At 59.9% G+C, this 13,164-nt stretch carries 4 protein-coding genes; all 4 read right to left on the bottom strand.

Annotated features, from left to right (window positions below):
* Nucleotides 1–42 precede the first annotated feature (42 nt).
* The 4 genes from ACPEE1_RS01065 to ACPEE1_RS01050 all read right to left on the bottom strand — a co-directional run bounded on the left by ACPEE1_RS01065 (nucleotide 43) and on the right by ACPEE1_RS01050 (nucleotide 13,147).
* Nucleotides 43–747: a hypothetical protein gene (locus ACPEE1_RS01065; RefSeq protein WP_423934989.1), complete on the bottom strand. Its 705-nt coding sequence runs from the start codon at nucleotides 745–747 to the stop codon at nucleotides 43–45.
* Between the two features lie 223 nt (nucleotides 748–970).
* Nucleotides 971–1,387, bottom strand: coding sequence for a hypothetical protein (locus ACPEE1_RS01060; RefSeq protein ID WP_423934988.1), 417 nt, complete (start codon nucleotides 1,385–1,387; stop codon nucleotides 971–973).
* A gap of 191 nt (nucleotides 1,388–1,578) precedes the next feature.
* The gene (locus ACPEE1_RS01055) at nucleotides 1,579–2,004 is read right to left on the bottom strand and encodes a hypothetical protein (RefSeq protein WP_423934987.1); all 426 of its coding nucleotides are present in this window, start codon (nucleotides 2,002–2,004) and stop codon (nucleotides 1,579–1,581) included.
* A 1-nt stretch (nucleotide 2,005) separates the two neighbouring features.
* Entirely contained in the window at nucleotides 2,006–13,147 is an 11,142-nt protein-coding gene (locus tag ACPEE1_RS01050; RefSeq protein WP_423934986.1) for a hemagglutinin repeat-containing protein, read from the bottom strand.
* Nucleotides 13,148–13,164 lie beyond the last annotated feature (17 nt).

Below are 13,164 nucleotides of genomic sequence, written 5' to 3'. Positions count from 1 at the left end.
GCGCTGGCAAGGCGAGGGATCCTCTTCAGGGTTCTCAGGGGTTTACTGCTCTAACAGGTTGGGCAGATCCGCCAGCACCTTGGCTTGGCAGTCGGCCAGCATGCGGTTCAGCTCTTGCTGCACGTTGCGGTAAGAGTCTTCGGCCCAATAGGCCAAAGGTTGCGCGGGCTCGGAGCGGCCGCTGCAGGCCACCAGCTTTGGAGGCAGCACCCAATTGGACTCGCGGCGCTTATACACATCGAGGCTCAGCAAGAGCTGGTAGTTCGGGACTTCAGCGCCCGTCAAGCTGTCGTACACCAGCTGCGCGGAGCCGCCACCCACCACCAACGGGTAACGAAAGCTCTGCGCCTGGGCCAGCTTGTCTTGCGCCATACGCGCATCCACAGCCGCTTGCAGCGATTGAACAAAACCGGTGGGGACTGGGTTTTGCAAATAGCGCCGGTCCGCTACATCCTCAATGGGCGCACCTTTGAGGTCATCCTTGCTAAAGCCACTGGCGGCCACGCCGCCGCCCAAGGCAAGCATCAGCACATTCAGCCCCACCTGCGCGGCCACCGCATTGCCCGTGTCCTCTCGCTTCACGATCTGCACCTCGGTCGGCACTTCCTTGAGCTTGGCGCCATTGATGAACGCACTGGAGTAGTCGACCTTGACGGCTCCAGGGGGCGTGTTGGTGGTTGTGGCACAGCCTGCCAGTAGGGCGGCGCTGGCGATGGCGCCAATAAAAGACTTGTTTGCTTTGATCATTTCCTAAAATCCATGTATTGAGTGAAGCTTTAATTTTTAAATAATTAATTTAAAATATCTATCAATAGGGCGGATAAATTCGTTATTTAAAATAATTATCTACAAAGCCGCTCTAAGCAACTTCAACGCTGAGACATGGTTGAACAACTTATGCCCAAACTTTAGCTACTAAAACTTAGAGGGTAATTAATTGAAAATAGATCTATTTGAATAAGCAATTATTTCATTTTTCGTCGGCAATGACCTGAACGATGCATTCAGAATCATCTTGGAAATCATAAAACCCATCAAATATATTTTCTGGCCACTTGTCATCCGTTAATGAAACGGCTTCCAGTCTATCAATCACCCCATCTTCTCCCAGCCAGACTAGAAAGCTGACCAACCCGTCCTCGGGATATCGACGCCTTGCATTTATTGCAGGTGGATAGCCACTCACTGGCAACCCACTATCTTCACGAGGGATAGCAAAAGATTCAGCCTTAGAAGAATGGTTGAAGGACGTGACAAATCCGCAATTGAAGTGTTCTCTTTTTGAGAATTTCAGATGTGGAATTTGACTTCGCATTTTCACAACCCAATCATCGCTCCCTCTCAAGGCAAGACGCATGACGTTAATTTCAAATTCATCTATATCCACAATGGCTATGCGTAGCTTAAGCTCGGCACCTAAGTCTTTTTGAATTTTCTCAACCGCACTGATCTCAACGTTATTGCAACCGGCAAGCGTTTGTCGGACTATTTTCCGACGAACTATTATTGACTATCATTCTCGCATCCCCCCTTCCATCTCCGCAAATAATATGAACCATCTTTCACTTAGAAGTCCACTTAAGAAAAATCATTCAACCAATCACCCAACGGATCTCTTAATCTGCAATATTCATAATTTCCATATTTTTTTACATACTCAGATACCACTTCGTTCCTTATATCAATCTCCATTAAACCTGGTCCATTGATTTTCTCCACATATAGTTCGACTGCACACACTTTGCCCTTAGCCTCAGAAAACCCCACAACCCTGGCCTTGTAAAACAATGAGGATTTACCGCCTCCCAAAGCAGGAACACAACTCAATATAGAATATATTATATTTTGATTTGATATTTTTATCCTATATTTGTAGTCATAATCTTCAGGATAATGATCACCCAAGAGAAACAGTCCCTCATTAGCATCGACTAAATAACCAGTCAAATCCACCTTTTCACCGATTATTTCAGTTCTATTCAAGTATTTTTTTACATCTTCCATCTCATTTCCCCACAATTACTGCGTTAGCACCGAATGACATAGCATTATTCAAAATAGTTGAAAGTACGCCGCGGGGCCCTGCGGACGGATCGCGAGTCAAATAGTACGCTGCCCCTTCGACCACTTGCACCCCATCAACAATAATAAAATGATTATTAACATTAACAATGACCGTATTTCCATTACTAAGCGCCTGATTCAATTGATTGGGAAATAATGCAGTCTCAACAGTATTTTTAACACCAGCAGCAGAAATCACATTGGATAGCTCAACAGCGTTAACCCCTGTCGGCCTTATACCATTCTGAAAGCTTCCAATGGTATTTTCTAGACTAACAGCAACTCCGGTCTCATCAGTTATGACCATCGTCGCGCATGCTGGGCCGCAAACTGGTGCATTTCCCTGCAAAACCACTGATCCGTTTGGCCTATAGGGAACTGTCTTTGCAGGATTAAGTGCTCCGCCCGCCCCCTCTACGATAGCAACATCAACTCTTTCTCCCATCGCCTTCACGGCTCGATAGGTACTTGTGGCCGCTGGTAAAAGAGCAATAACGCCGTTTAAGAAACGTTGTACGGTACTAAGGTCTTCACTTGTCACAGCACTTTGGCCAGTAAGGGCCTGATAAAGTGCAATAGGTGTTCCATAGACCGGTAACAATACGGATAACGTATCTGCAAGCGTCATGGCTTGGTCGGTAGTTAACTGACTATGGTTCGCTATCTCAACCAAAGTTGACGCAGTATCCAGTTTTGCAATTTGCTGATCGATGGCACGATATTGCGCCTCTGTGCAGGTTGCGCCACACTCGTCCACCAATCGTGCATTTGCTTTGTTCACTAAGCTACGAACATTTCTGTACGGGCTTTTACTCAAGTAGTTATTGACTGTTCCATTTACCGAGGTGATGACTCCTTCAGTGCCACCCGCTGTTGCTCCTACAGCCACTGCAACGCCTTGAACAATGGCATCAGCCACAGGCTTAGGCAAATTCAGATTAGCGACCTGCTCTCCAATGATTGGTATAACCGTAGCACTACTAGCTGCGCCCGCTGCCCCACTTGCCCCACCAGTAATACCCCCCAACGCGGTGTGCAAGGCCGTCCGATAGACTCCGCCTTCGGCCCATTGGTCAGCCTCCTGGTTCAGGCGCGCTTTTTCCGCCGGATCTGCTGCTAGATCAGCTTGCTGACGAAGTTCGCCTTCTTTTTTGTCGGCGTAGTGGCCTATGGTTGTACTACCCTCCTTGCCTAGAACTGTAGTAACAGTAATACCCGCATTGACGTTATCGCTGACCCTGTCTTTGTCAAAGATTGGCTTGAGGCCTGTTTCCTTGTCTCCCGTTCTCGTACTGGTGTTGCCAGCAATGCCCGAGATACCAGCCTGCGTTGTGCTGCTGGCACTGCCATTGTCGCGACCCACGCCTGCACTGCTGCTGCCCAGGCTTCCTCCCACACCCAGCGTTATTTGCGAGCCGCTAGCGTTGTATTCGGCCTGGTTCTGCAGGTCGCTCATTACCAGCTGACCACCCGTGTGGAAGCTATTCTTGCCCTCATCCACCGCCTTTTGCGTGCTGGTGATGGCGCCGCCCTTTAAGGTGGTGTCTCCAGCTACGTTGACTTGGAAGCCTCCGTCACCGGCTCGTATGCCGCTTTGGGTGCCCGTGCTTTGGTAGTTGCTGTCGATATTGGTGTTGCCATGGCTGACTGTGAGCCCTGGCATGCCCGCACCAATGGGGATGACCACTCCAAAGCCGCTATTGCTGCTGTGTTCATTGTAGTTGTCCTTGTTTTGCAGGCTTTCGATGGTGAGGTTACCGCCCACATCGGCCTTGACGCTGTTGCCCGCCACCGTTGCCCCGCGCAAGGTGGTATCTCCCGCGCTTTGCAAGCTGACATTGCCACCTGCTTTGACGGTGGTGTTGTTGTAGCTGACGCCAGAGCCGCTGCCTTGGCCACTACCCTGGTTGTAGCCAGCGTTGACGTTAAAGCCCACTCCACTGGAGCCAACATTGAAACCTACGCCGATGCTGGCCGAGCTGCTGCTGTGGCCGCTTTCAGTGGTGTAGGCATTTTGAGAGGCTTCCAGGACGATGTTGCCCTTGTCGGCCTTCAGGCTGATGTCTTTGCCCGCATCAATAGCACTGCCGCGCACCTTGAGGTCGCCTTCGGTGGCCGTGATGTGGACATTGCCATCGGCATGCACGGCCGAGCCTGCACCGGTGTTTTGCTGGTAGGTGCTGGTGGAACGGCTTTGGCTAGTACCCAGGCTGACGTTGATGCCGATGTTGGTCGGCATTTCTCCGTTCATGAGTTGCGTGGCATCCTGCTGCACGCTGCCTGCGTTGTTGTAGGCATACAAGCCTCCGGCGGCCAGGCCCAGCGCCTGGGTGCGCCCATCGCTCGTTTTGCCAATGGCGTTACCCAAGCTTTGTGCAGTCTGCACGGCGCTGATGATGGGGCTGCTTATGCTTACTGTCAGCCCACTTTGCTTGGCGCGCATTTCGAACTTTTCTTTTTCGATTTCGCGCGCTTCATCGATCGAGACTGTTTTGCCAACGACGTTGATGTCGCCCGCAGCCAGCACTGCCGAGCCGGTTTGCTGGTAGTGGCCGCCCGCCACGATGGTGACGTCGCCCTTTTTGTTCTCGCCTTCTTTGCCTCCCTGGGCCTGTACGCTGGATGCTGCAGCGCGCGTGCTGTCGTTGGTGTGTGTGGTAGATGTGGTGCTGCTGCCAATGGTAAAGCCCAGGCCCCCACTGCCAAAGATGCCGCTCTTCTTGGTTTCCTTGAAGCTTTCGGCACTGGCTACATCTTGCCCGGCCAGGATGCTGACGTTGCCCTCTGCAACCAGTGTGGCCGATTCCTGCCCCACCACGTGTGAGCCGCGCAGGTTGATATCTTGCCCGGCCTGCACATAAACTTTGTCACCGCTGACAACGGTGCCCTCGCTGAGGCTGGCGTGGCCCGTGTCAACGGTGGTGGTGCGCTTGCTGCTTAAAAAGCCGCTGCTCTTGCTGTAGCTTTCCTCGTAGCGGTCATGCTCGGTTTGCACGTCTAGCAAGTTGACATCACCGCTTGCAATGAGGGCTGTATTGCCCTTGGCAGTGACGGTGGCACCTTGCAGCGTGATGTTGCCAGGGCCCTTGCCCGAGCTTATTTCCGTAGGTTTTACCGCCTTGGGATCATCTGGGGTGCCTGTGCCACTGCGGGGATTGGTTGGCTTAGATACGGGAGTACCGTTGGCAATGAGCGTGATGCCACCATCCGCAGTGATTTCACCGCCCTTGAGGGTTTCGTTGCTTTGCGCCAGGCGGTGTTCTTTGCGGCCGCTCTTTTCGTAGTCGTTGGTATAGATGCTGTCCTTCGTAGCCTGTACGTTGACACTGGCGCCTTGAATGACGATGTCTTTGCCCGCGCTGACATTGGAGCCAAGCACATCCACAGTGCCCTTGGCACCGATCTGTACATCGCCTTCGCTGCTGGATACGGCCGCACCGTAGTTCTTTACCGAAGCACTTTGTCCTTCGGTACGGGTGCTGGTGTACGTGGTTTGCTGGCCATTGCTGGTGGTGGTGCTCTCCGCTTGCAGGGCTTGCAATGCCACGTTGCCCGTGGCCGAGATGCCAACACCTTGCTTGCCTTCAATCCGGCTACCCGCCAGCAGCACATTGCCACTGCCCTTGCTGGTATCGCCTTCGGCAGTATTGGCAATCACCGCCACCTTGCCGCCAGCCGTCACCGTGCCACCGCTGTAGCTTTCGCTGTGGGTGGTGCTGGTCTGGCTGTCCGTCACGCGGCCATCCACAGTGCGGCTTTGCGCCTGCTCGGTCACCGTGGTGTCGCGCGCGGCGCGCACGCTTACCTCGGCGCCTCGCAGCAACACATCCTGGCCGGCATTGATGCTGCCACCGGTGATGGCAAGCTTGCCGCCTGCGGCAATGGCAACGCTGCCGTCCGCACTGTCAATGGTGGTGCCCACGCTGGTGGTGGCGGTGCTGGTGCTGGTCTGGCGGCTGTCGATGACGGCGATGCCTTCTACAAAGGTATCGCTGCCAGTGGCGCTGTTGTTCCAAGCCTGGTATTCACGGCTGTTTTTATCGGCATGGGTGGTCTGGGTCGTCTGCTTGACGCCCAGGTTGACGTTGCCGCCAGCATTGATGCCCACGCCCTGTTGGCCCACCACCTTGCTGGCGATCAGGTCCACATCGCCACCGGCGTCCAGCACAAACTTGCCGGCGTCGCTGATGAACTGGCCTTCGGTCGCCGAGATATTGCCATCCGCCTTCAAGAAGCCGCCGTTGCTGGCAACGATGCGGCCCCGGTTGTTGCTGATGTCGCCCTTGATGTCGGTGACCAGGGTGCCGGCCTGGATCAGGCCGTTGTCGTTGTTCAGGTATTTACCGTTGAGGCTGGCGGTGCCGCCTGCGCTGATGCTGGCACCAAAGTTGTCGATACCCTGCGCGGCATTGATGATCAGCTGGTTGGTCACATCCAACCGGCCGTGGTTGATGAACTGGCCGCTCAGGTTGAGCTGCAGGTCATTGGCGCTGAGGCCGCCGGGCACTACGCGCAGCTGGCTCCAGTCGCTCCATTGGGGGCTGAAGCCCGCGCCCATCAGCACGGCAACCGCGCCTTCTGGGGTCTGGAAGATGGGGTCCTTGAGGTTCAGGCCGCGCTCTGGCGTGGTGGGCGCTGGGCCGTCGCCATTGCCCGCCACGGGCGTGCCGGCAGAGCCGGTATCGCCTGCGCCCGCGTTGTTGCCCGCGCCAGCGCCTGCACCGCTGGTGTCCGTGCCTTCGCCATCGCTGTACTTGATGGCCTGGGCGTTCTCTACGACCAGGGGCTTGATCGCGCCCGTGGTCGTGCCTGAGCCATCGCCCGCCTGGGCGTTGCCTGCATTCACCTGCGTGTTTTGCGCATCGGTGATCAGCGGCAAACCGGTCGACGGATCAATCGGTGGCTTGATGGTGATGTCACCGCCGTTGATGATGAGGCTGTCGCCCACGATGGTGCCGATGTTCGGGCCGGTCAGGGTCAGCTCGGTGGCGCCGGCGCTGGTATCCAGGCGGGGTTTGGAGACAGAGGTGCCCGTCATCTGCACGGTATCGCCATTGGCGTCCTTGCCCTCCCACACCACGGTCTGGTCGATGTCTTGCTGGTTGAGGGAGAAGGCACCGCTCACCTGCGCATCGGAGGCGATGTTGTCCAGATGGCCGGTAAAGGTGCCGCCAATGTAGAGCTGCGCGCGGTTGGCCACATCGGTGTAGCTGATGACCTGCGCACCCGTCAGGCCCGCTGGTGGTGCATCCACCGCATAGGCGCCCTGGCTGATGTCTGGCGCACCAGCGCGGTCGCGCGTGCCGGTGGCTTCGTTGCGGATGGTTCCATCGGCATTGCCGGCGATGGCCACCGTGCCTTGGTTGTGCAGGGTGCCGGTCCAGCGCACATCCTGGCTGGCCACGTTCCAGCTCTCGCCAGCGCCCACGGAGATACCGCCCACGTTCAGATCCAAGCTGCCCAGGGCCACCAGCGCATTGCCGGCGGGGGTGTAGGTGCCGGCCATCGTGAGGCTGGCATCTTGCAAGCTGCCCACGGTGCCGCCAGCGTTGCTGTAGCCGCCGGCCTGGATGTCGAGGGTTTCTCCGGCAATCACCACACCGGTGGCGGCATTGCTGAAGGCCCCGGTGGTCTCGATGCTGATGGTGCTGGGCGGGGCGTTTTGGCCGTAGACAATGCCAGCGTTGCTGAACGAATTGCCCTTGATGGCGATGTTCTCGGCCAGCAGTTTGCCGTCCTTGCCGTTGGAGACGGCGCCCGTTGCGGTCAAGGCCAGATCGCCACTGGCGACGATGCTGCCCTGGTTGGCAATGGCGCCGCTGGTGGCAGTGATCTGGGCATTGCCGGCCTGGGCCAGCACCATGCCGTCGTTGCTGACCGAGCCAGCGGTGATCTGCACGCTTTGGCCCAGCACCTGGCCTGCCACGTCCGCGCTGGGCGCGGTATTGGCAAAGGCGCCGGCGGTGGTGATCTGCACCGCATCGGCCGCTTGCAGCTGACCGCTGTTTTGCAGCGATGCGCCAGTCACTGTCAGGTTACCGCCCGCAGAGATGATGCCCGAGACGGCTGCGCCGCTGGCACCGCCCGAGGTATAGGGGTCGTTGGTGCTGCGTTCGTTGTTCAGCGCACTGTTGATGGTGATGTCAGAGCCTGCATGGATGACACCCTGGTTGTGGGCAGTGCTGGTGTTGATGCTGAGCGTGGTGCCGGCAGACACCGTGCCAGGCTTCTGGCTGTACTCATAGCTATCAGGGGTGCTGCAGCCACCGGGCAGCGCGCAGCTCTTGGTCTCTTGCAGGCGGTTCTCAAACGAGCCACCGGCAATTTGCATGGCACCCGATGACTGGATCTGGCCGCCATTGCTGATGCTGCCGCCCGAGATGGACACCGTGCCGCCGGTGATGCTGCCATCGTTGCTGGTATTGCCGCCGCCCACCGTGAGGCTGTCGCCTGCGCTGACAGCGCCGGTATTGCTCAGACCGCCGCTGATGTCGATGGTAGTGGCGGTGATTTCGCCAGCATTGCTGGTGCTGCCCAGCGACGCGCTTTGCGCACCGACCTTGCCGCTGTTGTCCAGAGCGGCCATGGTCAGCGTGTTGGCGGCAATCTCGCCGCTGTTGCTGCTGCTGCCGGTCACGCCCAGCTGGTTTTGGATGTAGACCTTGCCCTGGTTGGCGAGACCCGCATCGATGTCCGCGTTCTGCGCCACCACGGTGCCGCTGTTCGACAGGGTGCCGCCTGCGTAGTGCAGGTCTTGCCCGGCCTGGATGGTGCCCGCCGATTGCGTGCCCGATGCCGATTGCAGGCGGATGTCCTGCGCAGCGCTCAAGGTGCCGCTCTGGCCCAGGCGCGTGCCGCCCGAGGCCTGCAGATCCAAGGTGCCAGCGGTGGCGATGCCGCCCTGGCTGGCCAGGTTGCTGTCGATATTGCGGGCGCGGATGCTGATGTCGCCCTGCGATTGCAGCGTGCCTTCGTTGACCAGATCACCGCTGGTGTCGATGTTCACCGCCTGGCCAAAGGTCATGTTGCCCTGGTTCAGGATGCGGCCGGTATCGGCCTTCAGATCGACCTGGCCGAGCAGCAGGCTGTCGCCCAGAAAGTTCAGATCCTTGTGCGCATGGCCGCTGAAATCGCCCGCCACCTGCAGCTGGTCCTCAAAGCTGATGCTGCCTGCGGTGCTGCTGGCCTGCAGGTTGCCCATGATGGCCACAGGCCCGGCAATGGCGATGTCTTGCTGCGCCTGCAGCGTTGCATCACCCTGGGTGGCGAGCTGGCCGCCCAGCGCAATGGCGCCGGCGCTGCTGCGCACATCCACCGATTGGGCCAGCACATTGCCTGCCACCTGAATGCCTTGCTGCGCATCGACCAAGGCATGGCCCTGGGTGCCCAGCATGCCACCCACTTGCAGCGCGCCTGCCGAGCTGCTGACCTGCAGGCCGTTGTTGGCCACCAGATCGCCGCCCACCTGCAGGCCGCCTTGCGCATCGGCCACGAGCTGGTCGGTGACCTGCAGGTTGCCCGCCACGCGCTGCGCGCCTGCGCTTTGCAGTTGGGCGCTGCCGATGACCAGTGCATCGCCATCCACCACGATATCGCCACCGGCTTGCGCCTGCAGGCCCGCGCCTGCTGCCAGCGACCCGGCCAAGATGTTGCCGCCCGCCTGCACATCGGCATGGCCTTGCACGGCTATCTCGCCGCTGACCGCATGGTCCTGGCCTGCACGGCCCACATAGTCGCCGCCCGTTTGCAGGCTGGCCAGTTGCACGGTGCCATCCGCCTGGATGGATGTGGCTGCGCCGCCCGCCACGCCCGCCACCACTTGGCCAGCGGCGATGTTGCCGCCTGCGCGCATGTCCAATGCGCCAGCCGTGCCCACCTGGCCGCCCACGGTCGTGTTGCCCGCCACCGATTCGGTGGTAATGGCGCTGGCCATCAGGTTCTGGGCAATGCGAATGTCTTGCTGGGCTTGCAGCTGGGCTGCGCCGGTGACCTGCACATCTTGCACATCAATGCTGCCCGCAGCCAGGCTGGCATTGCCACCCGATGCCACGGTGTTGGCCACCAGGCTGCCACCCCCATTGCGTCCTACTTGGGCTTGCAGGCCTTGCTCGGCAATCAGGTCGCCGTTGATGCGGGTGTCGCCACCGCTTTGCAAGGCCACCTGGCCGGCAGATTGCACGGAGCCCGCCACCTGGGTCGCGCCTGCCGATTGGAGGCTGAGATCGCCGACGGAGGCAATGCCTGCACCGCTGGTGATGTCACCCGTGCTGGCCGTGATGGTGGCCGCTCCGCCAGATTGCAAACCCTGGCCCAAGGTGACGCTGCTGCCTTGCACGGTGGCGCCTTGCGCGCCATACACGGCGCCGCCTACATCGACCTTGCCGCCGGTGCTGGCCAAGCGGGCATGTCCGCCCGATGCCACCTCACCGGCAATGGCGATGTCGCCTGCGGCCTGGGTGTTGATATCGCCGTTGGCGAGCAGCGACTGGGCGCTGACACCGGCGTTCTGCGAGGTCAGCGTGGCGTTGCCGCCGGCACTGGCGCCACCGGCCACTTGCAGCGACTGCGCTGCGTGAAGGCTGAGGTTGCCACCCGCAGAGGCATTGGCCAGTTGCACATCTGCCTGGCTGGAGGTCACGGCCGCGTTCCGGCCCGCGCCCAGTTCGCCCGCGACGCGAATGCGGTCTTGGGCGTTGACCGACAGATCGCGCCCTGCCAACAGGGCCTCCGCCGTGACGGGGCCGGCCGTGGCGGTGATGGCGATATCGCCACCGGCCTGCACGTTCTGCACCTCGGTATGGGTCTGGCTTTGCAGGCTGACCGAGCCGTTGGAGAACACATCTTGCGCCCTGATGCTGCCTTGGCTGCTGGAGAGCGCCACATTGCCGTTGGCACGCACCTCGCTGCCCAGTTGCAACTGGTCAGTCGCGGCAATGTTGACGGCGCCTTGGCCCAGCACCGGGCCTGCCACGTTGACGTTGTGGCCCTGGATACTGACGTTGTTGCCTTGCAGCCCTTGCGTGGCGCTGAAATCGCCCTGCGCGCGCCAGTTTTGCGAGCCGGCCGAGTTGGCCTGACCGTTCAGCGCAATGTTGCCGCCAGCCGAGCCGTTGATGCCGCCACCGGCAGTCAAGGTATCGCCCACCTGCAGGTTGTTTCCCGCATTCAGGTTGATGCTGCCGCCACTGTTGACGGTGTTGTTGATGGCGATGTCGCCACCTGCGTTGACGCCAAAGCCCGAGCCCGTGGTGACCGCGCCATCAAAGCGCGCATCGCCCCCGGTGTTGAGGCCAAAGCTGCCCGAGACATTGACCTGGCCGGTGTTGTGGAAGGACTGGCTGACATTCAGGTTCAAGTCGCCGCGCGCATTGAGGTTGCCGTCCGAGCCACCCAGGTTCAGTTGTTGGGCGGTGACATCTGTCTGGCCGGCATCGATATCGCCACCCAGGGTGACTTCGCCGCCATCGACCTGCAGGCGCTGGCCCACGGTGGTGTTGCCTTGCAGATCCACGCTTTGGGCGCCGGACAGCTGCAGGTTCTGGCCCACGGTGAGTTCGCCAGAGCTGCGCACATTGGAGGCTGTGACCTGCGCATCGCGGTTGACCTGCACACGGCCAAACAGCGCAGCATCGCCACCGGTCTGCATCTGCAGGTTGCCGCCAATGGTGGCGTCGCCAGCGATGGACGCGCCATCGCGTGCCTGGATGCTGACATCGCCGCCGCCCTGGAAGGCGCCCGCCACGCTGACGGTATTACCGCGCAGTTGGGTGTTGCCCACAATCTGGCTGGCCCCGGTCCGAGACTCCAGGCGCACCGCCTGCGCGGCCTGCACGTTCAGATCGCCGGCGGTGACCAGCGGGCCTTGGGTGCTGACGCTGCCCTGGCTGCTGCTCAGCGCAATCTGCTGGTTGCCCCGGGCTGGCCCGGTCAGCAACACGCCGTCGTTGCCGCTGACTTGGAGCTGCTCATTGGCAGCCACATTGCCGCCTGCCACCACGAAGCCATCGGCATTGATGCGGATGTTGCGCGAGGCCGCCACATCGCCGGTGTTGACCCGGCCGGCACTGCGGATGTCGACATCTTCCTGGTAGGCCAACAGCGGGCCGCGCAGGTTCACGCCCATGCCGGCATCGGTGGAGACCACGGTGATGCGGCCAGCCGTCATCGCGCCCAGTGCGCTGGCATCAATGGCCACGGTGGTGCCTGGCACGGCAGCGGTGCCGGCGATCAATGCATTGGCATCGGCCGTCTGCGTGGCGGCGTTGGGCGATTTGCCCGCCGTCAGGTTGATGCTGGAGATGCCCGGGTTGAGATAGTGCGCACGCAAAGGCCCGTTGATGCGCAGCAGCTCGCCCACCAGATCGATCTGGCCGACCGTGCCTTCGACACCCCGGCCATCGATGCTGATTTGCCCGCCCTGGACGTTGTAGCCAATGCCCGATGCCAGATCAAAGTTGCTGGAGGCGCCATTCACATCCTGCAAGGTGATGCTGCCGGTGCTGAAGGACAGGCGCGGGGTATTGACGACCCCGCAGCCATTGCAGCTGATGCCGCTGGGGTTGGCAATGATCACTGCGGCGGGGTTGCCGAACACTTCGACGGTGCCGTTGATCTGGCTGGGGCTGCCCTGGACCGTGACCTCGTTGACGATGGTGTTGGCCGTGCCGCCCGCCAAGTTCGGGTTGGCCCCTGCCGTGCCACCCAGCAAGGGCCTGCCACCAATCTGGCTGTTGTTGAGCACCACACCGGCCTCTGGTACATCAAAACGCTGGTACTGGTTGAGTGACAGACCCGCCGCATTGGGCGTGGTGATGTTGATGAGCGATGCCCCGCTGGAGAGCGATTCGACACCGGGCTGGAATGCCATCGGCGCGCGCGGGTCTGCAATTGGCGCCATCGCGGGGAGGGCGGGCGCGGGGGGCAGCGGTGGTGTTTGCGCATACGCGGGCGGGAGCACGCCCAGGCTGGCTTGCGTCAGCACATGGGCCCACATCACCGTGGCAGCAATGCGCTTCTTGCCCCGGTCGCTGAAGACCCGGGTGGCCTGGGGCTTTTGCTGCTCGTTCTTGTTTCTCTCACTCATCACCACACTCCTGTCGC

It is taken from the genome of Comamonas sp. 23 (assembly GCF_049601575.1).
Taxonomy (GTDB): Bacteria; Pseudomonadota; Gammaproteobacteria; order Burkholderiales; family Burkholderiaceae_C; genus Comamonas; species Comamonas squillarum.
Note: the sequence above shows the minus strand (reverse complement) of the source record. Positions and strands in the feature narration are given on the sequence as shown.

What these genes read in the sequence shown, in the direction of transcription:
- ACPEE1_RS01065 (WP_423934989.1), bottom strand. Translation starts at nt 747, where the DNA reads ATGATCAAAGCAAACAAGTCTTTTATTGGCGCCATCGCCAGCGCCGCC.
- ACPEE1_RS01055 (WP_423934987.1), bottom strand. Translation starts at nt 2,004, where the DNA reads ATGGAAGATGTAAAAAAATACTTGAATAGAACTGAAATAATCGGTGAA.
- ACPEE1_RS01050 (WP_423934986.1), bottom strand. Translation starts at nt 13,147, where the DNA reads ATGAGTGAGAGAAACAAGAACGAGCAGCAAAAGCCCCAGGCCACCCGG.